At 65.9% G+C, this 24754-nt stretch carries 20 protein-coding genes and 1 tRNA gene; 7 read left to right on the top strand and 14 right to left on the bottom strand.

Annotated elements, in window-relative coordinates:
* Positions 1-112 precede the first annotated feature (112 nt).
* A tRNA-Ser gene (locus tag IT540_RS16375) sits at positions 113-205 on the bottom strand.
* Between the two features lie 197 nt (positions 206-402).
* On the opposite strand from IT540_RS16375, the gene IT540_RS16370 reads away from it, so the two are divergent.
* Entirely contained in the window at positions 403-1041 is a 639-nt protein-coding gene (locus IT540_RS16370; RefSeq protein WP_291180372.1) for a hypothetical protein, read from the top strand.
* Between the two features lie 699 nt (positions 1042-1740).
* Here the strand turns inward: IT540_RS16370 and IT540_RS16365 are convergent.
* From IT540_RS16365 to uvrC, 6 genes are all read right to left on the bottom strand, one after another.
* Positions 1741-3120, bottom strand: a complete 1380-nt coding sequence (locus IT540_RS16365) for an N-acetylmuramoyl-L-alanine amidase (RefSeq protein WP_291180369.1) — start codon at positions 3118-3120, stop codon at positions 1741-1743.
* Between the two features lie 214 nt (positions 3121-3334).
* Positions 3335-3805: a molybdenum cofactor biosynthesis protein MoaE gene (locus IT540_RS16360; protein ID WP_291180366.1), complete on the bottom strand. Its 471-nt coding sequence runs from the start codon at positions 3803-3805 to the stop codon at positions 3335-3337.
* A gap of 10 nt (positions 3806-3815) precedes the next feature.
* A complete protein-coding gene (moaD, locus tag IT540_RS16355; RefSeq protein WP_291180387.1) occupies positions 3816-4067 on the bottom strand; it encodes a molybdopterin converting factor subunit 1 in 252 nt (83 codons plus the stop codon).
* Between the two features lie 59 nt (positions 4068-4126).
* Positions 4127-4717: a CDP-diacylglycerol--glycerol-3-phosphate 3-phosphatidyltransferase gene (gene pgsA / locus IT540_RS16350; RefSeq protein ID WP_291180363.1), complete on the bottom strand. Its 591-nt coding sequence runs from the start codon at positions 4715-4717 to the stop codon at positions 4127-4129.
* A 333-nt stretch (positions 4718-5050) separates the two neighbouring features.
* Positions 5051-5941 carry a methylene-tetrahydromethanopterin dehydrogenase N-terminal domain-containing protein gene (locus tag IT540_RS16345; protein ID WP_366030101.1) on the bottom strand — a complete coding sequence of 297 codons (891 nt, stop codon included), beginning with the start codon at positions 5939-5941 and terminating at the stop codon, positions 5051-5053.
* A 465-nt stretch (positions 5942-6406) separates the two neighbouring features.
* Complete coding sequence (gene uvrC, locus IT540_RS16340; protein WP_291180357.1) at positions 6407-8422, bottom strand: excinuclease ABC subunit UvrC; 2016 nt, start codon at positions 8420-8422, stop codon at positions 6407-6409.
* A gap of 164 nt (positions 8423-8586) precedes the next feature.
* Between uvrC and IT540_RS16335 the strand changes: the two genes are divergently transcribed.
* Positions 8587-9549: a hypothetical protein gene (locus tag IT540_RS16335; RefSeq protein WP_291180354.1), complete on the top strand. Its 963-nt coding sequence runs from the start codon at positions 8587-8589 to the stop codon at positions 9547-9549.
* 194 nt (positions 9550-9743) lie between these two features.
* On the opposite strand, the gene IT540_RS16330 is transcribed toward IT540_RS16335, so the two are convergent.
* The 3 genes from IT540_RS16330 to IT540_RS16320 all read right to left on the bottom strand — a co-directional run bounded on the left by IT540_RS16330 (position 9744) and on the right by IT540_RS16320 (position 13526).
* Positions 9744-11144 carry a glucosaminidase domain-containing protein gene (locus IT540_RS16330; RefSeq protein ID WP_291180351.1) on the bottom strand — a complete coding sequence of 467 codons (1401 nt, stop codon included), beginning with the start codon at positions 11142-11144 and terminating at the stop codon, positions 9744-9746.
* 30 nt (positions 11145-11174) lie between these two features.
* Positions 11175-12482, bottom strand: a complete 1308-nt coding sequence (locus tag IT540_RS16325; protein WP_291180348.1) for a glucosaminidase domain-containing protein — start codon at positions 12480-12482, stop codon at positions 11175-11177.
* Positions 12483-12773: 291 nt separating this feature from the next.
* On the bottom strand, positions 12774-13526 hold the full coding sequence (locus IT540_RS16320; protein WP_291180345.1) for an SDR family oxidoreductase: 753 nt from the start codon (positions 13524-13526) through the stop codon (positions 12774-12776).
* A gap of 426 nt (positions 13527-13952) precedes the next feature.
* Between IT540_RS16320 and IT540_RS16315 the strand changes: the two genes are divergently transcribed.
* The 4 genes from IT540_RS16315 (at position 13953) to IT540_RS16300 (ending at position 18329) form a co-directional block, all read left to right on the top strand.
* Positions 13953-14711, top strand: coding sequence for a TorF family putative porin (locus IT540_RS16315; RefSeq protein ID WP_291180342.1), 759 nt, complete (start codon positions 13953-13955; stop codon positions 14709-14711).
* A 541-nt stretch (positions 14712-15252) separates the two neighbouring features.
* A complete protein-coding gene (locus IT540_RS16310) occupies positions 15253-15993 on the top strand; it encodes a TorF family putative porin (RefSeq protein WP_291180339.1) in 741 nt (246 codons plus the stop codon).
* A 229-nt stretch (positions 15994-16222) separates the two neighbouring features.
* Positions 16223-17065, top strand: a complete 843-nt coding sequence (locus IT540_RS16305) for a TorF family putative porin (RefSeq protein WP_291180336.1) — start codon at positions 16223-16225, stop codon at positions 17063-17065.
* Positions 17066-17591: 526 nt separating this feature from the next.
* Positions 17592-18329, top strand: coding sequence for a hypothetical protein (locus tag IT540_RS16300; RefSeq protein ID WP_291180333.1), 738 nt, complete (start codon positions 17592-17594; stop codon positions 18327-18329).
* A gap of 128 nt (positions 18330-18457) precedes the next feature.
* Here the strand turns inward: IT540_RS16300 and IT540_RS16295 are convergent, their stop codons facing one another.
* The 4 genes from IT540_RS16295 to IT540_RS16280 all read right to left on the bottom strand — a co-directional run bounded on the left by IT540_RS16295 (position 18458) and on the right by IT540_RS16280 (position 21873).
* Complete coding sequence (locus IT540_RS16295) at positions 18458-18844, bottom strand: hypothetical protein (protein WP_291180330.1); 387 nt, start codon at positions 18842-18844, stop codon at positions 18458-18460.
* 221 nt (positions 18845-19065) lie between these two features.
* The gene (locus tag IT540_RS16290) at positions 19066-19575 is read right to left on the bottom strand and encodes a hypothetical protein (RefSeq protein ID WP_291180327.1); all 510 of its coding nucleotides are present in this window, start codon (positions 19573-19575) and stop codon (positions 19066-19068) included.
* Positions 19576-19721: 146 nt separating this feature from the next.
* Positions 19722-20465 carry a ribonuclease T gene (locus IT540_RS16285; protein ID WP_291180319.1) on the bottom strand — a complete coding sequence of 248 codons (744 nt, stop codon included), beginning with the start codon at positions 20463-20465 and terminating at the stop codon, positions 19722-19724.
* A gap of 4 nt (positions 20466-20469) precedes the next feature.
* Positions 20470-21873: a M20/M25/M40 family metallo-hydrolase gene (locus IT540_RS16280; RefSeq protein WP_291180316.1), complete on the bottom strand. Its 1404-nt coding sequence runs from the start codon at positions 21871-21873 to the stop codon at positions 20470-20472.
* A 160-nt stretch (positions 21874-22033) separates the two neighbouring features.
* Between IT540_RS16280 and ppdK the strand changes: the two genes are divergently transcribed.
* On the top strand, positions 22034-24739 hold the full coding sequence (gene ppdK / locus IT540_RS16275) for a pyruvate, phosphate dikinase (RefSeq protein WP_291180313.1): 2706 nt from the start codon (positions 22034-22036) through the stop codon (positions 24737-24739).
* Positions 24740-24754: the final 15 nt, after the last annotated feature.

The raw sequence follows: 24754 nt of genomic DNA, 5'->3' as shown, positions 1-24754 counted from the left end.
TTTCCAACAAATTAGCAATTAGCTGCTGGCGGAGCCCCGAGGGGCCAATTGCGAAAGAGACCTGGGGCGAGCACCGCCCCATGCGGAGCGCCATGGGCGCTTGAGCCAAAATTGGCGGAGACGAGGGGATTCGAACCCCTGATACCCCTTTAGAGGGTATAACGATTTAGCAAACCGCCGCCTTCAGCCTCTCGGCCACGTCTCCGGAGCGCGCGAAGCCTCCCGTATAGATGCGGCTTCTCCCGTTGGCAAGCATGGCTCTTTCCCTTGGCGGAGCGGGCCGAGAGCGTGTTTCCAGGCCTCCGTTCGTTGGTTTGCACCGGGTGATGTGATAAGGGAGCCGGAACCTCGTTGATCGCGCCGGACATCCCTGCCGGGGACCATGCCGCGATGGAGTGAAGGATGTTGAAACGCGTACCCGTCCTCGCCGGCGCCTCGCTCGTCCTGTCGTTCGCGAACGCAGCCGCGCTTGAGTATTGCGTCACGTGCGAGGGTCCACCCGCGATGTACCGCTGCGTGATCGGCGGCACGGAGGAAGGTCCCGGAAAGGACTCGAGCGTCTCTCTCTACTGCATTTCGCAGATGGCCGCCAAAGGCGGACACGAGAGATGCGCCGTCTCGAGGGGCGCACCGTTTCCCTGTCCGGGCCTGACCGCTGTCGTGGAGCAGCCGAGAGAGCTGCCGACGCTTGCGGCTCCGCCATCCGATACGCCGGCTGCCCCAGCGGCGGTGGAGACGCATGAGGCCAAGCCGGCCGAGCCCGCCCCCGCGCCGGAGACGCAGCCCGCCAGGGTGCCGCGCACGATGGAGGAGCTGGCGGGCGACACCGTCAAATCCTCCCAGCAAGGTCTCAAGAAGGCCGGCGAGGCCATCGGCGGCACGGCCAAGAAGGCGGGCGAGCAGCTTGGCAACGCCGGCAGCGCCATCGGCACCGCGGCCAGCAAGACCTGGACCTGCATCACGTCGCTGTTCAGCACCTGCGGCGGCGAGTCCGAGACCGAAGGCGAAGCAGCCCCGCCCGCCGAGCTCGAGACGAACTGAGTCATGGCGGCCACGCCTGGCCGAAGTTTGCAGTGCCGCAAGCTTCGGTTAGCGCGAATCGCTTAGCCTGAATGCGTGGGGGAAGACTTGCCTCGCCAGACACGTGGGCCTTGGCCGCTCACGCGTCTGCATAGGGTGCATGCGTCAGAGCCTTGGGACAGGCGTCCTTGAGAACTCTGAGCCAATACGACCGATCGGCTGGTCGCGAAGCCCAGCGGAACGCGTGGCAGTCCCGGACGGAGCTGCCAGAGGGAGCGTTCCCGGGGCGCGCTTTGCACCTTGGAAGTCCGTCCAGGACCGCCGTGTCCGCACGAGCCCCGTCAGCACCGTCGTCGTCTTTCTCTGCCAGCCCTGGTGGAGCAAGAGGTGTGTCGCGGCTGTCGTCGGCCTCAATGCTCGAACTCCGGCCACGGCACCAACTCGAAGATGGAGTGCACTATGCTGAAGCACCTTCGTCAGTGGTCCACCGACGCGTCCCGACCTAGGAGCGCCGCTCATACCAATGAGCTTCGGCACGATATCGACTGGAAATTCGTACTCCTGTGGCGACTTAAACCTCCGCATCCTCCAAGTAGATCCTGAATGAGCTTCAGCCGGCAGGGCGTGCGACCCGGAAGCCGGCCACGAAAAGCAAGGGCCGGTCCCACGCGGGGCCGGCCTTCATGTTTTTCGCGGTTACGTTTGCCTTGAGGCAGCCGCCTACATCGGCAGGCGGGCGATCTGGTTGCCGAAGTAGTTCTCGACCGCGGTCATGATCGAGTCCGACACCTTGTCCCGCCAAGAGTCGGACTGCAGAAGCGCTGCGTCCTGCTTGTTGGTGACATAGGCGAGCTCGATCAGCACCGAGGGGAACTGCGCCGTCTTCAAAACCCGGAACGCGGCCTGCTGGTCCGGCTTGGCCCGCAGCTCCGTGCTGGCCCCCATGTACTCGATCACCGAGCGCGTGAAGACGTTGGTGCGCTCCTGCGTCACCTCCACCTCGCGCCCTGCGAGATCGGCGAGGATGCTCTTCACGGCCGAGATGTCCGTGCCGAGGCTCGCTTCCTTCATCGTCTCGACCTCCGCCTTCGTAAGGACGGCGCTCGAGGCCTGGCCCTTGGCGGAACGCTGCAGCGCGTTGGCGACGGATTCGCGCAGCGAGTAGATGGTGGCACCGCGCGCCTTGGAGTTCTTTCCTGCGTAGTCAGCATGCACGGCGATGAACAGGTTGGCCTTGTGCTGCTCGGCATAGTCCTTGCGTTTGTCGAGCTCGACGAACACGTCCTTGTCGCGCGTCATCAGCACTTTGTAGCGCCCGGTCTTCTCGAGCTTCTCCTTCAGCACCTTGCTGAAGGCCAGTACTACGTCCTTCTCGACGATCCCGTTCTTCATCGCGCCCGAGTCGTGTCCGCCGTGCCCCGGATCGATGACGATGATCGGCTTGAAGGCGCGGGCCGCCATCTCCTCCGGCCGCAGCGCCGGCATCGGCAGCGGCGGCTGCACGTCGAACGCCCCGAGCGATGACAGCGACGCCGTCTTGAGCGGCTTCTTGGCCGCCCCGGTGGCCGGGTTGACCGGCACGATGTCGAGCGCCAGACGGTGCCCCTTTCCGTCCTCCGACGGGAGGATATGCGCGCCGTCGACGACCACCGGCCGGATGACCTCGATCACCACGCGAGACTTTCCGGGGCCGGATCGCCCGGCATGGAACGAGCGCACGAGCCCGACCGCGATATTCTCCTCCGGCTGCGGGGGAAGCTGGAGTGTGGTCTCGGCAATGTCGACGATCACGCGGTTCGGGTTGGAAAGCGAGAACACGCGGTACTCGACGTCCTTGGGAAGGCCGATCAGGAACCGGGTGTGGGTGACGTCACCGCCGAGGGTCGCCTGGGGGACGGACTGAGCCGCGACCTTGGCCTTTGCAGCCGCACCGATCGAGCCCGTGGTCTTTACGGATTTCTTGGTCTTTTCAAGGGACGAGGCGCTCTTTGTAGATCGCGTCTTGGCGCTGTCCGCTGCCGTAGCGACAAGCGGAAAAGCGACCGCGAAGAGCGCACAGATAGGCTGCAGCGCGACGCGCCGCAATCGTCCAATCGTCATCGTTGTGTGACCCCCGTCTACGCAACACTGTCCTTTGGCGGGACGGTCATTAGGTAACCGCTAATGATGGCGTTTTGCAGGACGCCATCGGGCATTGTTATGGAACGCTAAAGGTTAATAGTTTGCTAATCCCGTCCCCCGTAAACAACTTATAAAACATGAATCGCAAGCGCTTTCAATACGCTACATAGTTACGCTAATTGCTTGCTTGCGGTTACTTTTGTGTTGCCGATGCCGTCCATCGGGCGAGCGCCGAACCATCGGACTCGCGCGCATCGACCCACCTCTCGGAGCCGTCCGCAAAGGCTTCCTTCTTCCAGAAGGGCGCCCTGGACTTGAGATAGTCCATCAGGAACTCGGCCGCCTCGAAGGCCGAGTGCCGGTGGCGGGAAAGCGTGACGACGAGCACGATTGCGTCGCCGGGCTCAAACTCGCCGTAGCGGTGAACGACGAGCGAGCCCAGAAGCCCGAACCGGTCCCGCGCCTCCGCGTCGATGCGAAGAAGCTCGGCCTCCGTCATGTCCGGATAGTGCTCAAGCGTGAGCGAGCGGAGTGCCCTCCCGTCAGCCTCGCCGCGCACGAGACCCGTGAACGTCACGACGCTTCCGATATCGGACCGGCCGGCGGTGAGGGCGGAGACCTCGGCCGTCACATCGAACGCTTCACGCTGGACCCGCGCCGCCACGCAACGCCTCCTACCCGCCGGTAACCGGCGGAAAGAACGCGACCTCCTGCGCACCCCGGATCGGGGCGGCCGGCTTCACGTGCACCTTGTCGAGCGCGGCCCGAACCACGCCGGGACGCTGGAACGCGTCAGCATATTGGGGGCCGCGGGCGGCGAGCCAGAGCGCAAGGTCGCCGACGGTGGCAACGCCCACGGGCACCTCGAGCACCTCCTCCGCGCAGCCCACCTTCTCGCGCACCCACGCGAAATAGCGCACGGTCAGCGTCTGCCCCTGCGCGGCGTCGGTACGGCTGTCGCTCATCGTCTCACTCGGCACGGCTCTCATCCTTCCATGGCGTGGCGTATGCCTGCCTTGAGATAATCATACCCGGTCCAAAGCGTAAGCACCGCCGCCAGCCAAAGCAGCGCGATCCCGGCCGTGGAGACGCCGGGCACGATGCGGTCGCCCGCCGGCCCCGCGATGAGGCACGCGAGCGCCACCATCTGCAGCGCGGTCTTCCACTTCGCAAGCGCGGTCACGTGCACCTTCACATTGAGTTCGGCCAGGAACTCGCGCAGCCCCGACACCAGGATCTCGCGGCACAGGATGACGATGGCCGCCCAGATCGACACCCCGTCGATGGTCCGGTCGTGCACCAGCATGATGAGTGCCGCGCCGACGATCAGCTTGTCGGCGATCGGATCCAGCATGCGCCCGAGCGTGGACTGCTGCTCGAGGCGGCGCGCCAGATAGCCGTCGAGCCAGTCCGTGATGGCCGCCACGACGAACAGCCAGAAGGCGGCCCAGCGGCCCGCCTCGCCCTCGATCAGCATGAGACATGCGACGAGGGCAGGAACGGCAGCGATCCGAGCGTACGTGAGCACGTTCGGCAGGCTGATCGCATGAGGCCGGGTCGGGATGGGTGGATCCATGGACCCTAGGTAACACCATTGCCGCATACGCCAGTCAATGGGGTACCCGGCCGAGACTAAAGGCAAAAATTAGGAGAGCTGCCCAACTAGTGATCACAAGCGGCCAATCCAGCTTGTCCACAGGCAAATTATGGGGCATTAGGAAGAAAAGCCGGGACGACGCGTTGTCGTCGCGGAAACGTCAAGCAGTCGACCTATGTATCGCGTCGTCGGCTGCGTGTCGGCAGCGCTCGAGGTGTAGCCGCGTATCTGGGATTCGAGCGTCAGCGGAGCGGAGTTGGAGCCAATGCTCCTGCTCCGCTCTTTCGTTTTTGGGGCGGGTAGGAGCGAGCCTCAGGCCGCAGCCCGCGCCTTACCCTTTACGGACCGCCGCTGGCCCTCCGAGACGATCTCCCGCGCGAGCGTAAAGGCATCCCGGAAATCGAGATCGAGCGGCTGCGCCGCCGTCAGCATGCGGCGGAAGAGCCCGGCCTGCGTCTTGTATTTGACGTCGCCGATGGCCAGAGCGCCGACGCCGAGCGTGCTGCACCCGGGCAGCGGCGCACCGTCCATGAAAAGCTCCATGCCCTCGATGCCGTAGGGGGCAACCGCATTGACATCCGCGGCCACGAGGAGGCCCGGCGCACGCGCGATAAGGCGTCGCGGCAGGATGTTCACGCCAGCAGGCCCGGCCGTTACGGCGACATCCGAGACATCGAGAATTCTGGCCTTGAGCGCCTCCGCCTGTCCGGCGACGGGTTCGAGCGTCGCGCCGAAGCGCGTCTTGGCGAAGGCGGCCAAGGCCATCAGCGGCTCGATCGTGTCGTGGGCGACGACGCGCACCTTCGCACCCTCCAGCGCCGCGATCACCGCCGACGCGAAGCCAACGACTCCCATGGCACCGAACACCGAGATGCGCAGTCCCTTGAGAGCGCGCCCGAAATTGCGCTCGAGCGCACGCTCGACCAGGGTAACCATGGCCGCGGCCGTGGTGAACGATCCGCCGGGGTCGGCGAACACCGAGACCTGGAACGGCGGCACCATGGCCGCGCGCGCGGCCGCCATCATGTCGAGCGCCAGCGTGATGTCCTTGCCGCCGATGAACACGCCTGTGCAGGCCTTGGGCGGGCGCGAGAAGATCGCATCCTGCACCAGTGCGCCGACGTCGCCGACGGCGACGCCGTCGTACGGCAGCACGACTTTGTAACCGGAATCGATGGCCATGTTGCAATCGAACGGGCTCATGAATTTCTGCGGCGAAAGCATATAGAGAACCGGCAGGGACCCGATCGCCGGCTCTTTCGCGCGCGCCTTGGCCTGCTTCCGGGTTTGCGTCTTTTTCGATTTAGCAGAGACCGCGGATTTAGCACCACGTTGCGTGGGCTTTTCAGGCAAGCGCGCACGCTTCATTCGGCCGGCATGCGGCGCGCCGCTGCCCGTCAGATCTCCACTTGCACGCATCAACAGAGTCCCCCAACGCCCTCAACAGGGCCAACTATCCCGCACACCCGGGCCGCGCCGAAACAGACCTCCGGCGGAGGTCAACTCACCGCATCACCGTCTTCGAATATGACCGGCGATTGGTTGAGAAAGGATTTGAGAAACTCCGCCTAAACCACTTTGCGGAAGGCCATATCTGCGACAAATGATCAGAAAATGCATCGCAACGAGGGCAAATCCTGAAAAAGGCGTGAATCCAACGAGTCATCCTCAGACGCGGCGCTCGTGAAAGAAATCGTAAATCTTTCGCGCCATCTCGGCCGAAATGCCGTCCACGGCCACGAGGTCGTCCACGCCGGCCCGCGACACGGCCTTCGCCGAGCCGAAATGCTTGAGCAGGGCGCGCTTGCGCGTCGGTCCGACGCCGGGGATCTCGTCGAGCGGATTGGCCCCGAGCGCCTTCGCGCGCTTGGCCCTGTGCGTACCGATGGCGAAGCGGTGCGCCTCGTCCCTGAGCCGCTGCACGAAGTAGAGCACCGGATCGCGCGGCTCGAGCATGAACGACGCCCGGCCGGGCACGTGGAAGTGCTCGCGCCCCGCGTCGCGGTCCGGCCCTTTCGCGACTCCGACCACGGCGATGTGGCCAAGACCGAGTTCCGCCAGCACCTCGCGCGCCACCGTGAGCTGGCCCGCACCACCGTCCACCAGCACCAGATCCGGCCGCTCGGGCAGCGCTCCACCCAGCGGCGACGCATCCTCCTCGTCGATCGGCTGAGATCCCTCGGCCGCCACATGCTCCCACAGCGCTTCGGCCGGCGTCTCCGTCGGCGCCCCGGCCTCGTTCTCCGCAAGCCTGCGGAAGCGGCGCGTGAGCACCTCCCGCATCATCGCGTAGTCGTCGCCGGGCGTCAGCGTCTCCGAGCGGATGTTGAACTTGCGATAGGCGCTCTTGGCGAAGCCCTCAGGGCCGGCGACGATCATCCCCCCGACCGCGTTGGTGCCCATGATATGGCTGTTGTCGAACACGTCCACGCGCTGCGGCGGATGCTTGAGACCGAAGCGCTCCCCGAGCGCCGCGAGCAGCGCCCTCTGCGACGACGACTCGGCGAGCTTGCGCCCCAGCGCCTCGCGCGCGTTGGCGAGCGCATGCTCGACCAGCCCCGACTTCACGCCCCGCTGCGGCACACGGATCTCCACGCGCCGATCGGCCTTGATGCAGAGCGCTTCCTCGAGCAGCGCGCGGTTGGCGATGTCGTGCGAGAGCAGGATCAGCCGCGGCACCGGCTTGTCGTCGTAGAACTGCGCGACGAAGCTATCCAGAACTTCCTCGACCGGCAGCGAGCGATCCGCCTTCGGGTAGTAGGCGCGGTTGCCCCAGTTCTGCCCGACGCGGAAGAAGAACACCTGGATGCAGGTCTGCCCGGCTTCCTGGTAGGCGGCGAACACGTCGGCTTCCTCCACGCCTTCGGGGTTGATCGCCTGCTCGGCCTGCACGTGCGCCAGCGCCCAGAGCCGGTTGCGCAGCATCGCCGCCCGCTCGAACTCGAGCCTCTCTGCCGCCTCCTCCATCAGCCGCTGGTACATTTCCCGCACCGACTGGCTCTCGCCCTTGAGGAAGCGGATCGCCTCGTCGACCAGCCGTCCGTAGTCCTCGAGGCTGATCTCGCCCGTGCACGGCGCCGAGCAGCGCTTGATCTGGTAGAGCAGGCACGGCCGCGTGCGGCTCTCGAAGACGCTGTCCGAGCACGAGCGCAACAGAAACGCCCGCTCCAGCAGGTTGATGGTGCGGTTGACCGCGCCCGCCGACGCGAACGGCCCGAAGTACTCGCCCTTGACCGTCCGCGCGCCGCGGTGCTTCAGGATCTGCGGCGCCCCCTGGTCGCGCCGGATCAAGATGTAGGGGAAGCTCTTGTCGTCGCGCAGGGTGACGTTGAAGCGCGGCCGGAAGCGCTTGATGAGGTTGGCTTCGAGCAGCAGCGCCTCGGCTTCGGTGCGCACGGAGACGAACTCCATGGCAGCCGTCGCCTGAACCATGCGCAGCGTGCGGTTCGGCAGCCCGGCGAGCCGCGTGTAGTTCTGCACGCGCGCCTTGAGATTGCGCGCCTTGCCGACGTAGATCACGTCGCCCGCGGCATCGAGCATCCGGTAGACGCCGGGCCCGGTCGTCAATGTCTTGAGGTAGCCGGCGATCACGTCCGGCCCTGTCGCGGGGGCGTTGGCCTCGCGGGGCTTGCTCGGCCGCGCGGGGGCGAGGCCGCCGTCGGCCTTGTCGTCGGGGATGGGCATGGCCGGAACATTGGCGGCCGAAGGCGCCCCGTCAAGCGGCCCGAGATCCAGCCGACCGGGCCGTTTGCCACAAAACCGCCCAGGACATCGCGGCCCTTGGATCTCGGGAGACCTTGCACGCAACCTATGGATACCGATCCCGGCGCGTCCGGAGGATGACGGCCATGCGAATCCTGATCGCACTTCTCACGGCAGCCCTGGCGCTGGCCCCGGCGCTGGCCGGGGACAAGGCCAAGCGCGCGCCGCCGCTACGGCTCGAGAAATCCGAACACGTCCTCAAGTGGATCAACGACTACCGCCGCGCGCCCGAGCCCGACCGGTTGCCTGAGGTCGTGCATGCCATGGGCGACCTCGGCCTGTTCCGCGACCTCGACACGGCGGGCGTCTACATCGGTTTCACCGGCGGCGTCCTCGGTGCCAACCCGGACCGCGCCGAGCTCCTCGTCTCACGCATGTTTCCCATGCCGCCCGAGGACCAGGTGGTGCTGATCCGCGCCATCGCCTACTCGGGCCTACCTGACTGGAAAGAGCTGCTGCAGAAGTTCGTCGAGCGCATGCCGGCGCGTCAGGTCCTGATCCGCAAGTATCTGTACGGCGACGGCAAGACGCTGGCCGAGCTGCCCGTCGACGACGGCGGCCACGTCATCGACGCCCTGTGGGGCTACTACTACGCCACCGGCTACCGCGAGCCGATCCAGCGCATCGTCGGCGCGCTCGCCATGTCGAACGACAGGAACGACGTTGAGAAGCTGACCATCGGCTCCATGGCCAAGTGGACGCTGGCCACCAACGCCTCGCGTGAAAAGGAGTTGCTCGACATCCTGAGCGAGGAGATGAACACGCAGCCGGCCGACGTGCGCAAGCCGTTGCGCGAGGTGATCGAGGCCGCCGAGACCTTCGAGACCGGCAAGATCAGGAAGGATGCCGTCGCCGCCATCGAGGAGCTGAAGACCAAGGGCTCGCAGAAGTCGCGCGACTATGCCTGGTGGGGCCAAGCGGGGCAGACCGTGTTCGCGCTCGGCTGCGTCGGCGCCGCGGCGGGCGGCGTCGTGGCCGCCGGCATTCCGTGCGTGGTCGGCGGCGCCATCTCCTCCGCCGCCCTCAAGTACCTCGCCCCCGAGCCATAGATTCGTTCGGGCTTAGGTAGAAACAGCGCAGCGCACGCGACACATTCGAGAGCACACCTACATCGACACGTGTCGTGGATACCGCCTCCGCGCCCATGACTCTGCTTATGATGAAGGTTTTTTGCAAACTTGACGTCATCCCGGCGCAGGCCGGGATCCACGCAAGCTTACATACACGCGGCCTTTGCGGAGGATCAATCCGGGCAGAGCGTGCGCGCTTTGGCCAGCGCCGCGTCGCGCGAGGGGAAGACGCCGATCACCTCGCCGCCTTCCGGGCGCGAGGAGATGAAGCTCGCCGTCATGCTGTCCTCGAAGCCGTCGAGCACGGACAGCGCGACGTAGTGCACGTCCGCACCTTCAGACGCCTTGACCAGCACCGTCGTCTCGCCGCCGTAGCGCGCACTCTCGACCATGCAGCGGCTGGGCTTCACGCCGAGCCCCGACGGCGGAGGAAAGGTCGGCTTGCTCGATCCTCCCACGACGAACCCGCCGACGGAGGAGCCGGCCGCCACCACCGGGGGCTCGGGCGGTCCGGCGACAGGGCGCTCGCTGGGCGGCACAGGCACGCGGGCATCAGATGCGAGCATCCCGCTCTCCGGGATCACGGCATCGGCCAGTCCTGCCGGCGGCGTGAACAGTGCGAAACGCGTCTCGTGCTCCTCCTCGCGGACCGCTTCGCGCTGAGGAGCATGGACTGCAACAGGCGGCGCAACATCAACCTGCGCAACGGGCAGCTCGGGCATCCGCGCCGCCTCCGCCATTGCTTTGGCCGGCGGCGGCTCGGCCTTGGGCGGCGTGCGCTTCTGCTGGTCGCGACTCCAGATCGTGCGCACTGGCGCGCTGGCATCCGCGTGTGCGCCTTTCGGCGCCGGCGCGGCGGCACGTCCGCCGTCGGCGCCACGCGCCGGCTTTTGCTGCCACGGCAGCATCTCGTTGTTCTGCGGCGCACCGCGTCCCTTGCAATGCTCCGAGCGGAAACGCTCCGCCACCCATTCGATGGAGCCCGCATACTTGGGATCGGCCGCCCAGCGCCGTGCGAGATCCGAGAACCGCACCGGCCGCTTCAGCTCGCGCGACTTGGCAAGGATGTGCTCCTGCTTGAGCTGCGTGCGCGGCGCCACCGGGTTGGGGATCATCTCGCCCGAGTAGACGACGAGGTGCTGGATCTGCCCGAGAACTCCGGTCGAGACATCGGGGAAGCTGTCGCCGGGCACGCCGCCGCCGGTGGTGCCGATGCCGGCGAAATTGTTCTGCTTGGGATCGACGTCCCCCATGCGCCCGCTGGGCGCGCGGTAGGTAAGGAAGTTGGTCTCGATCGCCATCTGGAAGAAGGCGTAGTCCCAACGCACACCCCAGGCTTCGCCGTGCTGCTTGTAGAACGAGGCGATGTTGCGGAAGCGTGGATCGAGCTTGCCGTTGCGCTGCTTGAGGAACGCCATCAGGCGCCCGGGCGTCACGCACGCCGGCACGGGGTTGCGTTGCGAGAGACGGATCTCGGGCAGCGTCGGTGCCGCGTGCGCCAGCGATGCGCCGGTCGCGGCCAGCACCGCAACGGCAACGGCGAGCCGCCCTGGAAGGAAGCAACGAGCGGCCATGCTAGGGAACGCCACCACCATAAGGTCCGATCAGCCCTCGGGGCAGAGCTCGAAGGCTTTTTCGAGCGCCTGCGATTGGCTCGCGAACTCGCCGACCGACTGCCCGCCCTTGGCGTAGGCGTTGATGTAGGCGTCGGCCTCGCGCTTCTCGGCCCCCTCGTTCACGTCGAGCACCGTGTAGTTGATGGTCTTGTCGGACACGGCCTTGATGATGATGGCCTTGGAGCCGCCGTAGCTGGCGGTCCAGACCCGGCACTTGCCGCTCGCGTCCTTCTTTTCCGGCTTCTTCTTCTCGGGTTTCGCTTCGGGCTTGGTCTCAGCCGCACCGGCACCCTTGAGAGCGCCCGGCAGCGCGGCGACCTCGATCGCCTTCCCGGACGACTGCGCGGCGGCCGCGGCCTCGGCCTCGCTGGCGGCGGCGGGCTCCACGACGGTATCTGCGGCCGGGGCCGGATTGAGCAGCGTGACCGGCGGCGTCACCGACGCCGTCTGCGCCTTGGCCTTCGGCTCCGAGGCCGCAGCCGCCACGGCAGCCGCGCCCTTGGAGGGCAGCACGTCCTCCACGATGGGCGGCCCGTCGGCGGTGCCAGGCGACACACGTACGGCGTCGTCCGTGGTATTCTGCGACGCGACCGGCGCTTTTGCCTCGACGCTCCGCGTCTTTGAGGGCGCATCGCCCCGGGCGGCAATCACGTCGAGATAAGGATCCGGCTCCTTGCAGGGCCCATCGAAGAACCGCTGCGCGATGGTCTCGATATCGCTCACATAGCGCCGGCTGCCCGGCGCCCACTTCTTCGCGAGCTGGCTGAACGTGATTGGCCCGGAGATCCCCTTCTGCCAGTCCGTGAGCACACCCCATTCCTGGATGTTGCGGGTCCGCTCGGCCACCGGGTTCTCGACGCGATCGCCCGAGTACATCACGAGATGCTCGATATGCGCGCGCACGCCCGTCGAGATGTCCGGGAAGCGCTCGCCCCGTGCGCCTTTGCCCGTGGCGCCGAGCCCGGCGAAATTGTTCTGGTCGGGCTTCACGTCGCCGCCGTAGTTGAGATAGCCGGTCTCGAGGATCATCTGGAAGAAGGCGTAGTCCCAGCGCACCTGAAGTGCCTCGCCATGGCGCATGTACTCGGCAGCAAGCGTCTCGTAGCGGGGATCGAGCTTCGGGTTGCGCTGCTGAAGATAGTGCGTGAGGCGCCCGGGCGTGGCGCAGTCGGCCACCGGATTGGAGGCGCTGCTCCGGATCGGAGGAAGCTCGGCGGCTTGGGCCGCGGCAGGAGCAAGAAGGAAGGAAGCCAGAACGGCAACGCCGGAACGAGAAGACCTAGATCGGCAGGTCATGGGACACCCCAGTTTTTCTACGCGGCGCCAGTAGCCTGAACCGCCTTTGACGGCGAGCGATCAAAGACGCGGGCTCACGCTCGAAATCGAATTCTCATCGTGGGTTGGCGCCCAACGGTCCGAACAATGGTTCCTAGACCCTTAAGCTTAAGACCTGGTTTACACCCGAACCGCCGACCCACCCCGGAACCTTACCCGTCGCCCAAGTTTGGGGCGCCAGTGGGGGGATGGAAGGGAGGAATTGTGGCGCCGGTCGGTCCGCAGCCTGCCTTTTCAAGCCCCTTTCCGCGCTTACGCCTCCCCCCACGTCAGATGCTGCCCACCGTCCAGCGCGATCATTTGTCCGGTGAGCGAGGGCGAGGCGAGGATGAACAGCACCGCCGCCGCGATCTCCTGCGGGCTCGGGCCGTGCCCCAGCAGCGTCGACTCCGCCTCGCGCGCGAAGTCCGCATCCGTCTGGTGAATGCTCTTGAGCACCGGTCCCGGTCCGATGGCGTTGACGCGTACCCTCGGCGCCAGCGCCTGCGCCAGCGTCCGGGTGGCGGTCCAGAGGCCGGCTTTCGAGATCGTATAGGAGAAGAAGTCCGGAGTGAGCTTCCACACCCGCTGGTCGATGATGTTGATGACGTTGCCCTGCGCCCCCTCCGGCAGGTTGAGGAACAGGGACCGGGCCAGGAACACCGGCGCCTTGAGATTGATGTCGAGGTGGGTGTCCCAGGTGCCGGGCGTCACGGTCTCGATCGTGTCGACGAGGAACTCCGAGGCGTTGTTGATCAGACAGACGGGCGCGCCGAGCGCTTCGCGCACCAGCGGAATGAGCCCCTCTATATCCGCCTCCGACCCGAGGTCCGCTGCCACCGCCGCGCCCACCCCGCCCAGCGCCCGAATCTCGCCGACGAGCTCTTCCGCCTCCTCGGCCGACCGGCGGTAGTGCACGCAGACCTGCCAGCCAGCCCGCGCCAGATCGAGCGCGATCGCCCGCCCGATGCGACGCGCAGCGCCTGTGATGAGGACGGTCGGTGCGGAGGCGCCGGCGGATGACATGAGCGTGGTCCTGTTCGCGATGGACGTTTCAATAGCGAAACCGCCGCCACATGGAAAAGCGGGGAGGCGCCGCACCTTCGAGCTCTGGCACTTGAAGAATACGCCTGCGGATCGGGCAGCAGGTGTCCTTTTATTGCGCAGGCTCCGACATCTGATGCCTGTGGAAAGAGCGAAAGCTGGGCAAGAAATAGCCAGTTATGGCCGCAAGTTGCAGCCGCGCGACATGCCTTGGTCGAGCGCGTGGCGCGACGGACATAACACTTGTTGTTGCCGACGATTTTGGAGCTTTATGACAGCCGAGTTGCACTGCACCACCAAGCGACACTTCCGGACAGCGCCCGATCTGGGCCGATCGCACACGGAGCTGTCGGGGGCATGAAACTTCTTTCGTGTGGGATCTAGATCGGGGGTTAAGGGTACATGTCGATGACACCAACATTCGCGAAGACACTCGGCGCTGCGAGCGCCGCGCTACTCATGCTGGCGGCACCCGCTTCCGCCGGCGGTCTCAGCCTGAAGGACGACGCCGGTCGCACCTTCGAGTGGTCGGTCAACGCCGCCATCACCAGCGACTACGTCTTCCGCGGCGTTTCGCAGTCGGACAACGATCCGGCTCTCCAAGCCGGCATCGACTTCACGTACGGCATTTTGTATGCCGGTGCTTGGGGTTCGTCGGTCGATGAGGATTTCGTCTTCGGCAACCTCGAGATCGACTACTACGCCGGCATCAAGCCGACACTCGGTGCCGCAACCTTCGATTTCGGCGTCCTCTACTACACCTATCCGGGCGCCGCAGAGCCGGCAACGGGCGATGTGGAGGTATTTGAGCTCAAGGCCGGCGTCAGCGGCGAGATCCTGCCGAGCCTGAGCGGCTCTCAGACCTTCTACTGGAGCCCCGAAGCCCAGGGCGACGCCGGCGAGTATTGGGTGTCTGAGACCAGCCTCTCCTATACCCTTCCGAAGGTCTTCGTTTTCGAACCGTCGATCAGCGGTACTTACGGTTACGTCGAGAACGTCGATACCGACGCCGAAATGTCTTACTGGAACGCCGGTTTGACCCTCGGGTACGACAAGTTCGCGTTCGACTTCCGCTACTGGGATTCGGATGTCGACACCCTGACGCCGAGCGGTTCGAACCTCTCCGACGAGCGCTTCGTCTTCACGGCAAAGGTTGCCTTCCCCTGATCAAGGGAAGCCGAAATCTAGCAAGGATTAAATGGAACGGGGCCGGAACAGGCCCCGTTCTTGTTACGTATAGAGAGCTAGGCTAGCGCCTCGCCGGCATGACGGACCTCACCGAACCCGGCATTGATTCCATTTTAGAGTCTGAAGGACCGCTTTGGGCCACCCGACACGCAATTGAATCGACAACCGACATACATCGCGCTCCAGGCCACCGCGCGCCTGACTAATTTTTAGGCAAGATTAGCTCCATTTCTATTCACGATCTGTCAACAGATGCCTCCCAAGTGAACCAATTTTGAGCAAGTCGTGGCCAGATCGCGCGCAAAGTTGCTCGGATGAGACACTTGGGACCGGAGTAGTTGATTTGTCTGTCATAGCGCTTGTGCTTGGGCGCACGATCCGGTTCTTCTTAGTCAAGACGCGCCGAACAATCGGACGGTTGGTTGCGGGTCGTGCCCATTCTCAAGGGCGCCCTGGACCAAGGAATGCAGCGAGGCGCACCGAAATTCTAAGGTGTGGGACTAGGGGGGTTAGAGGTACGATGACAGCAAAATTCACCAAGATGGTCGGCGCAGCAGGCATCGCGCTCACGACCCTGGCTGGCGCAGCGAATGCTGAGAGCCTCGAGTGGTCGGTGACGGGCACCGGCACGAGTGACTATGTGTTCCGTGGCATCTCGACGAACGACGAGGATCCGGCGTTCCAGGCGTCGATCGACCTGACGTACGGCATCTGGTACGGCAGCCTCTGGGGCTCTGTGGTTGCCGATCCTTACGGCCCGGCCGAGTTGAACCTCATCACCGGCATCACGCCGAAGCTGGGTCCCGTGACCTTCGACTTCGGCCTCGTGTACTACTTCTATCCCTGGGCGGAGGACAAGAGCGTTGTCCCCTCTCTGGGCCCGAGCGACTTTGACCTGATCGAGCTGAAGGCTGGTCTCGAGTTCTCGCCGGTCAAGAACCTGACCCTGACGCCGGTCTTCTGGTACGTTCCGGACCAGTCGAACTCGGACGCGATCTACACGATCGAAGGCACGGCCGCTTACGAGCTGCCCGCTCTCGGCATCTTCACGCCGACCATCAGCGGCGGCGTCGGCTACACCGAATCCGACAATCCCGACCAGTGGGACATTGGCGTAGACAACTACAGCTACTGGAACGCCGGTGTGGCGCTGGCCGTCGAGAAGTTCACCTTCGACTTCCGCTACTGGGATACGGACCTCGACAACAATCCTCTCGCCGACGAGCGCTTCGTCTTCACCGCCAGCGTGACGCTGCCTTAATCGGCAGGGCGATAAACTAGCCTCACGGAACGGGACCCTCACGGGTCCCGTTTTCGTTTTCGACAGTATATCCCCAGGCGCGTGGCGCCCGAGACACAAACGCCGCACGAGATTTAAGACGGCAGGTCTTTGCTCTTGTTTGCTTAACCCCTCTGCGCTTTGCTCTATCGGGAGCTGCCCGCCCTTCCAGGAGGAGTGCGGGCCGAACGCTGGTGGGGGTCCGTTGTCCATGTCGCGACTGAAGCAGCCGGTGCGTGCACTGCTCGTTGGCTCCGCGTTGATGGCATTTTCGGGCGCAGCCCTTGCCGACGGCTATGGCGGCAGCGTCAAGGACGCGCCGCCGCCGGAGGGCCGCAAGCTCGACCTCTCCGTCACCCTCGGCGGCACCAGCGACTACATCTTCCGCGGCATCTCGCAGACCGATGAGAACCCCGCCGCACAGGGCTCCATCGACCTCACCTACGGCATCTTCTACGCCGGCATCTGGGCCACCAACGTCGACTTCGACGACGCGCCTCCGGCGGACGCGGAGGTCGATCTCTACGCCGGCATCAAGCCGACCCTGGGCCCAGGCCCCTTCTGGGGACCCATTACCTTCGACTTCGGCGTCATCTACTACGCCTACCCGGGCGCCGACGACACCGGCGCCGAGCTGAACTATGTCGAGCTGAAAGCCGGCTACAGCATGGAATCGCCCTGGATCAAGGGCTTGACCAGCGGCACCACGCTCTATTGGTCGCCCGATTATGGCCTTGAGACCGGCGAGGTGTTCACGGTCGAGAGCGCCGCGTCCTATGCGCTTCCCCAGGTCGGCATCTTCAGCCCGTCGCTCTCCGGCGCCTGGGGCACCGTGTACGGCGATAGCGACGAAGGCTTCACCGCCGGCGGCGGCAACAAGGATAAGTACCAGTATTGGAATGCCGGCCTCTCGCTGGCGGTCGAGAAGTTCACCTTCGACTTCCGCTACTGGGACACCGACATCGACGTCGTGACGCCAGGCGCCGGCGCCTGCGTGGCCGAGGGCCTCTGCGACGAGCGCTTCGTTTTCACCGCCAAGGTGACGCTGCCCTGAAGATTCGAGCCTCCTGCATGGGGTCTTGTCGGGACCGGGTCGCAAGGCCCGGTCTTTTTCTTGCCGGTCGTTTTCTTGCACTGGACGACGCTGACATTCTGCTACGCGGCCGTCGCACAGTGTTCATTCGGCTGTCACCTGGCGACGCTAGGGTCTGCCCGGTTCACCTCGGACTGATCCTCTCGCCCCTCTCCCACATTGGGGCGCGGGCTGTCGCGCTCGAGACAGCTCGCTCGAGAGGGCCAGAAGAGGGACGCGCATCGCCCTCGTCATCGCGCGTCCGTCTTGCGGCCGCCATATCTGACCCCAGGGTCGGCAGCGGCGGTAAGAGAGGCCAGCTTGCCCATGCCCTCGGCGCCCCCGCGGCCGGCGGAGGAAAGCAGGCTGGCCTCGTTTGATTCCAAGCCCCCCCCGCCCCCGATTTTCCCCAGCTCTCGCCGGCCCGCGCTTGATCCGCGGGCTGCCGGCACTCTAGAAAACGGAGAGGTGGAAAATCGGGCATGCCGTGATTCTGACGATTGCCATCATGGTCGCTCTGACGGTCGCGGTCGCGGCCTATGTCCTTGCGCCGCGCATGGCTGAGGGACGCGTCACTTACGGGCAGATGCCGGATCCGCCGGCGGGCTTCGGCTACAAGATGGCCTGGCTCGCCGTGCGCAGCCGCGACACGGAGGCGGTGCTCGATGAGCTGGGCCTTGTCGCGGCCGAGCCCTGCAATTGGCAATCCGGGATCGGCGCCGTCTACGACGACCACCTGGGCAACGATCACGTCTTCGTCTCTCCGCCCGTCAACGGATGGACGTTCGTCGTTGGCCTGGCGCTGCCCTATCCGGTCGGCCGTGCTTTCGTCGACAAGGGCCTGGCCCTTCTCGATCGCCTTGGCCAGCGCTTCGTCGAGGTGCAGTACTTCTTCGCCTATCCGCCGATCGACGTCTTCGCCTGGGCGCGCCTGCTCGAAGGCCGTGTCGTGCGCGCCTTCGCCATCACGGACTCCGGCGTGGTGTGGAACCGGGGCCGGACCACCAGGGAGGAGCGCGCCCTCGGACTGAAACTGTTCGATTTCCGCGGCGTGCGTGGCCGCAAGGGCGACGCGGGCGGCGAAATCATCCTCTATCCCACCGAGGAGCACGTGCTGCGCCTCGCCGGGCGCTGGAGCCTGGACCCGACGAAGCTCGACGGCATCGACACGCCGACGCTCGGTCTCGGCTATATTGCGCTCGCCCCTGCCTCCTGGCGTCCCGAGCGCTTGCGCAAGACCGGCTGACCCCGCCGGCTGGCGCGATCTTTACCTCTCCCGTCCATGCGCAGCATGGCTCCGCCATGACGGGGAGAGGTCGGACGCGATTGAAAATCGGGTGCGGGGGATATTTCGATCTGAATCGGGCAGGATCTTTACGCCGCCGACAACCCGGCGAGCTCCGCGAGCTGATCGGTGATCATGTGGTCGAGGAACCCGTCGAACGGCACCGTGAACGCAGTAAGGCCCCTGGAATCGTTGGACCACTCCGTGAACTTCTCGACGAAGCCCTCCGGCAGCTCCGCCGCACTCTCGTCGAGCGCGATCACGCTGGCGCAGAAGGCCGCATCCGTCATCGGAATGAACGGCACGGTGATCATGTCGAGATGGCCGTCCGCATGGCGCCGCGGCGCATGGATCGCGGCACAGCAGATGATGTTGCGGTCACCGTCGAACGTCGCGACGGCACCGATCAGCAGCCGCGATGCTTCGAAGCCCCGCGCCACACGATAGGTCCAGCTCTGTCCGGCAGCGAAATTCATGGTCGACGACTCCACTCAAACAAACAATGGCCCAAACCCTTAAGCCAAGACCGCGCGCTGGTATCGGCCCTTGAGGGCAGCTTTCGGGCAAAAGGCGCTCCGGACTTCACGCATCACATTCACTCGCAGAGCGAGTTCATTGTTTGCAAAGGCCCTTGGAGCGTTTGCCACACCTGCACGAAAATCCGTCACATCGGATCCTGCGGCTCGGAATCCGTGCCTCAATCCTGGGCCGACCGTATCCTGCCGTCGCGGCCCACCGCGCTTATCCGATCCTCGCGCCCCTGGAACGAATCCGCTGGCAAAGGTCCATGCTCGGCCTCGCAGGAACGCGCCGACGTGACGCCGGTGCGACGATCGAGTGACAGCACCGTACACGGCGGAGCAGACGCCTCCGCGACCTGCACCCAATGGGGCGGTGCTTTCGGCGCGGAAGCGTGAATCGCAGGCCGCTCCGCGACGGTCGAACCGCCGGCGAGCACAACCTCCGACACGAAGCCCCAGAAGCCGATGAAATGCCAAACGACGGCACCTCCCACGAATCCCATCACGCTCCAGCCGAGACCGCCGATGCCGTCCAGCATCTCCCGCGTGGCACGCAGCCGCTGACGGCCCGTTGCAGCGCGTTGCGGCGGCCCCTTCGCGAAGCGAGCGCCTCTGCCGTCCCGCAGGGCGACCGGTCCGTCGTTGAAGAGCGGCGCCAAGCCGCGTTGGTTTGCAAGTCCCTGCATGCGTCGAGCCCGCATCGCGAAAACCAAACGCAGCACGACTCGAAGCTTGCTGTTCCACGCACCGAGCGGCAAGCTTCAATGTGGCGATGGCGGGACGCGAGCGAAGTTATCCACAGGCTGCGAAAGCAGACTGAACGCAGTCCATTTCAGCGCACGGGCGGCACATGCATGCGTGCACTGCGGCAGAGCTTCCCCTGGTCCTCGTTCACCCCGCAGGATCGGGGGACGCCGGCTTTCGAGAAGCAGATGCGCACCTCGCGCAGGCGGCTTCCCGGCCCGCGGCACGCGACAGCCACCATGTCGGGCTTGAGCTGCGGGTTGGCGGCCACGAACGCGTCCACCGCATCGTCGGGATCGAGGAATTGCGCCGCCGTCGGATTGCGGAACCGCTGCGGGATGGTGAGGCTGTCGTAGAGTCGCCGCGCCGTGCGGTAGTAGGCTTCGGGCGAAAGGCCGGAGCAGGTGCCGTGCTTGCGGTACTCGTGGATGATCAGTCCCCTGCTCGGCATGACGTCGAGCATGTCGTCGATCACCGGCTGCGGCACCCAGGTCGTCTTCGCGGGGCAGTCTTCCGGATAGCCGCGCTCGTACTGCGGCCAGAGCCCATGCAGGATGAAAGCATAGCGCCGCCCGTTGCGCGGAGCGCACTGCGCGTGGTCGTCCTGCCCCTCCGGGCTCTCGCAATGGGTCGGGCTCCACGACAGCACGAGCGAGTAATAGTCGAAGGCGCCGGACGCGGCGTCCGGGCGCAGCGCCGTCGTTTGCGGGGATGTCGCGGATCGAGGCGCGGGCGAGCCCCCTCCGCCATCACGCTCGAGGTAGAGCAGCACGGCGGCCAACGCGATGAGCGCGAGAAGGCCCGGCAGTGTCAGGTTCGGCGGCACACGCATCGCTTCAGGCCGCCTGCCGCGCCAGCGCGTCGAGGATGCGCACCCAGCTGCGCGCACCCTTCTTGAAGCTCTTCAGGTTGTATTTCTCGTTCGGAGAATGGATGCGGTCGTCGTCGACTCCGAATCCGATCAGCAGGCTGTCCATGCCGAGCGCCTGCTTGAACGAGGTCACGATCGGGATCGACGCGCCGCAGCCCATCAGCACCGTCTTGGCGCCCCACTCCTCTTCGAGCGCCGCCGCGGCCGCACGCACGGCCGGCGCCGACGTGTCGAAGCCGATGGCCGCGCTGCCGTGCCCGCCGATGAACTCCGCCTTGCAGTCCACGGGCAGGTTGTCGGTGACGAACCGGCGCACGGCTGCGAGCACGTGCTGCGGGTCCTGTCCCGACACCAGGCGGCAGGTGATCTTGACCGAGGCCTGCGCCGGAATGACGGTCTTGGCTCCGACACCCTGATAGCCGCCCGTGATGCCGTTGAACTCGATCGTCGGCCTCGACCAGAGCTGCTCGATCAGCGACGCCGACGCTTCCCCGGCCGGCTCCGAGAGCCCGACCGGCCCGAGCAGTTGTTTGGAATCGAGCCCGAGCGCCTGCCACTGCTTGAGCTGTGCTTTCGTCGGCTTCTCGACGCCGTCGTAGAAGCCGGGAATGCGGATGCGGCCCTTGCCGTCGTGCATCTTGCCGAGCACGCCGACCAGCGCGCGGATCGGGTTCATGGCCGGCCCGCCATAGATCCCCGAATGCAGGTCCCGCGATGGCCCCTTGACGATCACCTCGACACCCGCGAGCCCGCGCAGCATCGTCGTGATGGCCGGCGTGTCCCTGTCCCACTGGCCGGTGTCGCACACGAGCGCCAGGTCGGCCGTGATCTCCTTCCCGCTCGTCTTGAGGAACCCCGGCAGCGACGGCGACCCGCACTCCTCCTCGCCTTCGATCATGGCCGTGACCGCGACCGGAAGCTCGCCCGCCACCTCGGTCCAGGCCCGCGCCGCCTCGAGGAAGGTCATGAGCTGGCCTTTGTTATCCTCGGCCCCGCGCGCCACGATAATCTTGCCGTTGGCCTTGTCGGTCGCGATGCGCGGCTCGAACGGCGGCTTGCTCCAGAGCTCCAGTGGATCCGGCGGTTGCACATCGTAGTGCCCGTAGAAGAGGACGTGCGGCGTACCCTTGCCGACCTTCTTGCGATCATGGCCGACGACGATGGGGTGTCCCGTCGTCTGTCTCACGGACGCGGGGATGCCGGCCGCCGTAAGTTGCGCTGCACACCAGTCGGCGGCCTTCCGGCACTCGGACTTGTATGCGGGATCCGTCGAAACGCTTTCGATTCGCAAGAGCGAGAAAAGCCGATCGAGGCCCGCATCGAAATTGCGGTCCAGCCGCTCGAGAACCTTGGAAACGTGATCCGTCATGAGAGCCCTGCTTAACGAAGAGGCGCCGAGAGTGCGGTATCGAGCGGGCGCAGTCAAAGGTAGTGTTGGCGCACGGGCGCGCCTGTGCGACAGTCCCGCCGCCGGCTTGGGCCCGGCGTTCTGCGAGCGATATTTTTCCAGAGAGAGGCGCACTTTGCCGTTGGCTCGACCATCCCCCGATGCGGCGCCCAAATGGGTCTACTACTTCGCTGCCGGCGAGGCCGAAGGTAGCGCCGCGATGAAGAACTTGCTCGGCGGCAAGGGCGCCAACCTCGCTGAGATGGCGAGCCTTGGCCTGCCTGTACCCCCGGGCTTCACGATCACCACCGAGGTCTGCGGGCTGTTCTACGAGAACGGCCGCCGCCTGCCGGAGCACCTCGCCGCGCAGGTCGAGGATGCGCTGGCGCGCATCGGCAAGGAGACTGGAGGCGAGTTCGGAAACGAGAACAACCCGCTACTCGTCGCGGTGCGCTCGGGCGCACGCGCATCCATGCCCGGCATGATGGACACCATTCTGAACCTCGGCCTCAACGACCGTACCGTGCTCGGCCTCGCGCGCCATTCAGGCGACGACCGCTTCGCCTACGACAGCTACCGCCGCTTCATCCAGATGTACGGCGACGTCGTGCTCGGCGTCGACCACTCGGTGTTCGAGGAGATCCTGGACAACTACAAGAACCTCAACGGCTACGCTTTCGACACGGAGCTCAGCGCAGACGATTGGCAGAAGATCATCGCGCTCTACAAGAAGGCGATCGAGGACGCCATCGGGAAGCCCTTCCCGCAGGATACCGGCCAGCAGCTCTGGGGCGCCATCGGCGCCGTGTTCGGCTCGTGGCACAACGCGCGCGCCGTCACCTACCGCCGCCTGCACGCCATCCCCGACAACTGGGGCACGGCCGTCAACGTGCAGGCCATGGTGTTCGGCAACATGGGCAACACCTCCGCGACCGGCGTCGCCTTCACGCGCAACCCGTCGACCGGCGCCAACGAGATCTACGGAGAGTATCTCGTCAACGCCCAGGGCGAGGACGTGGTGGCCGGCATCCGCACGCCGCAGCCGCTGACCATCAAGGCGCGCCGCGAGGCCGAGGACCCGAACCCATCGCTCGAGGAGGAGATGCCGGGCGCTTTCGATGAGCTGAAGCTCATCTTCGCCACCCTCGAAAACCGCTACCGCGACATGCAGGACATCGAGTTCACGATCCAGAACGGCAAGGTCTGGATGCTGCAGACGCGCTCCGGCAAGCGCACAGCCGAGGCCGCCGTCAAGATCGCCGTCGATCTCGCCGAGGAAGGCGTCATCACGCGCGAGGAGGCGGTGCTGCGTGTCGACCCGTCAGGCTTCACCCAGCTCCTGCATCCGACCATCGACGCCGACGCGGAAAAGGAGCTTTTGACCACCGGCCTGCCCGCATCCCCCGGTTCCGCGGCCGGCCAGATCGTGTTCACCTCCGACGAGGCCGAGCGCCAGAAGCAGTTGGGCCGCGACGTGATCCTGGTCCGCGCCGAGACGAGCCCGGAGGACATCCACGGCATGCACGCCTCGGCCGGCATCCTGACCGCGCGCGGCGGCATGACGAGCCACGCCGCCGTGGTGGCGCGCGGCATGGGCGTACCATGCGTCTCCGGTGCCGGCGCGCTGCGCATCAGCGAGAAGACCGAGACGCTCACCGTCGGCCAGAAGGTCTTGAAGGCGGGCGACGTGATCACCATCGACGGCGCAACCGGCCGCGTCTACCTGGGCGCCGTGCCCATGCGCCAGCCGCAGCTCTCGGGCGACTTCGCACGGCTCATCGCCTGGGCGGACGATGCGCGCGGGCTTGCCGTGCGCGCCAACGCCGACACGCCCAAGGATGCCAAGCAGGCTCGCACTTTCGGCGCCCAGGGGATCGGCCTCTGCCGCACCGAGCACATGTTCTTCGATGCCGAGCGCATCCTCGCCATGCGCGAGATGATCTGCGCCACCACGGAGGCCGGCCGCCGCGCGGCCCTGGCGCGGATCCTACCCGTCCAGCGCGCCGACTTCGTCGAGCTGTTCGAGATCATGGGCGAGCTGCCGGTGACCATCCGCCTGCTCGATCCCCCCCTCCACGAGTTCCTGCCCCGCCAGGAGCGGGAGGTCGAGACCGTCGCGGCCGCGCTCGAAATTTCCGTCGAGAAGCTGCACGCGCGCATCGCCGAGCTCTCGGAGTTCAACCCCATGCTCGGCCTGCGCGGCGCCCGCCTCGCCATCCGCTATCCCGAGATCACCGAGATGCAGGCACGCGCTATCTTCGAGGCCGCCATCGAGACCGAGAAGCGCCTCGGCGCCACGGTCGAGCCCGAGATCATGATCCCGCTCGTCGCCTATCGGCGCGAGTTCGACATCCTGGCCGGCGTCATCCGCGCTACCGCCGAGACGGTCGAGAAGGAGACCGGCGCACGCCTCGCCTACAAGATCGGCACCATGATCGAGCTGCCGCGTGCCTGCCTCAAGGCCGACGAGATCGCCGAGGGCGTCGCCGGCGCGGATTTCTTCTCGTTCGGCACCAACGACCTCACGCAGACGGTGCTCGGCCTCTCCCGCGACGACGCCGCACCGATCCTCACCGCCTACGCCACGCAGGGTGTCTACGAGAACGATCCGTTCGTCTCCCTCGAGCAGGAAGGCGTGGGCGAGCTGGTGCGCATCGGCATCGAGCGCGGACGCGCGACAAAGCCGGAGTTGAAGGTCGGCATCTGCGGCGAGCACGGCGGCGACCCGGCTTCGGTCGCGTTCTTCCACGCAGCGGGCTTCGACTACGTGTCGTGCTCGCCGTTCCGCGTGCCGGTCGCGCGCCTCGCCGCCGCCCAGGCCGCCATCCGCGCCAAGCTCGCGAGCTGAGCCGCGACGTCGTCA

This window comes from Hyphomicrobium sp., from assembly GCF_020852195.1.
In the GTDB taxonomy this organism is placed as follows: domain Bacteria; phylum Pseudomonadota; class Alphaproteobacteria; order Rhizobiales; family Hyphomicrobiaceae; genus Hyphomicrobium_C.
This window is presented reverse-complemented; position numbering and strand designations above follow the sequence as displayed.

What these genes read in the sequence shown, in the direction of transcription:
- IT540_RS16335 (WP_291180354.1), top strand. Translation starts at nt 8,587, where the DNA reads ATGCGAATCCTGATCGCACTTCTCACGGCAGCCCTGGCGCTGGCCCCG.
- IT540_RS16280 (WP_291180316.1), bottom strand. Translation starts at nt 21,873, where the DNA reads ATGACGGATCACGTTTCCAAGGTTCTCGAGCGGCTGGACCGCAATTTC.
- IT540_RS16290 (WP_291180327.1), bottom strand. Translation starts at nt 19,575, where the DNA reads ATGCAGGGACTTGCAAACCAACGCGGCTTGGCGCCGCTCTTCAACGAC.
- IT540_RS16345 (WP_366030101.1), bottom strand. Translation starts at nt 5,941, where the DNA reads ATGAGCCCGTTCGATTGCAACATGGCCATCGATTCCGGTTACAAAGTC.
- IT540_RS16295 (WP_291180330.1), bottom strand. Translation starts at nt 18,844, where the DNA reads ATGAATTTCGCTGCCGGACAGAGCTGGACCTATCGTGTGGCGCGGGGC.
- IT540_RS16325 (WP_291180348.1), bottom strand. Translation starts at nt 12,482, where the DNA reads ATGACCTGCCGATCTAGGTCTTCTCGTTCCGGCGTTGCCGTTCTGGCT.
- IT540_RS16310 (WP_291180339.1), top strand. Translation starts at nt 15,253, where the DNA reads ATGACAGCAAAATTCACCAAGATGGTCGGCGCAGCAGGCATCGCGCTC.
- pgsA (WP_291180363.1), bottom strand. Translation starts at nt 4,717, where the DNA reads ATGGATCCACCCATCCCGACCCGGCCTCATGCGATCAGCCTGCCGAAC.
- IT540_RS16365 (WP_291180369.1), bottom strand. Translation starts at nt 3,120, where the DNA reads ATGACGATTGGACGATTGCGGCGCGTCGCGCTGCAGCCTATCTGTGCG.
- IT540_RS16320 (WP_291180345.1), bottom strand. Translation starts at nt 13,526, where the DNA reads ATGTCATCCGCCGGCGCCTCCGCACCGACCGTCCTCATCACAGGCGCT.
- IT540_RS16285 (WP_291180319.1), bottom strand. Translation starts at nt 20,465, where the DNA reads ATGCGTGTGCCGCCGAACCTGACACTGCCGGGCCTTCTCGCGCTCATC.
- uvrC (WP_291180357.1), bottom strand. Translation starts at nt 8,422, where the DNA reads ATGCCCATCCCCGACGACAAGGCCGACGGCGGCCTCGCCCCCGCGCGG.
- IT540_RS16305 (WP_291180336.1), top strand. Translation starts at nt 16,223, where the DNA reads ATGTCGCGACTGAAGCAGCCGGTGCGTGCACTGCTCGTTGGCTCCGCG.
- IT540_RS16300 (WP_291180333.1), top strand. Translation starts at nt 17,592, where the DNA reads ATGGTCGCTCTGACGGTCGCGGTCGCGGCCTATGTCCTTGCGCCGCGC.
- IT540_RS16330 (WP_291180351.1), bottom strand. Translation starts at nt 11,144, where the DNA reads ATGGCCGCTCGTTGCTTCCTTCCAGGGCGGCTCGCCGTTGCCGTTGCG.
- IT540_RS16315 (WP_291180342.1), top strand. Translation starts at nt 13,953, where the DNA reads ATGACACCAACATTCGCGAAGACACTCGGCGCTGCGAGCGCCGCGCTA.
- IT540_RS16370 (WP_291180372.1), top strand. Translation starts at nt 403, where the DNA reads ATGTTGAAACGCGTACCCGTCCTCGCCGGCGCCTCGCTCGTCCTGTCG.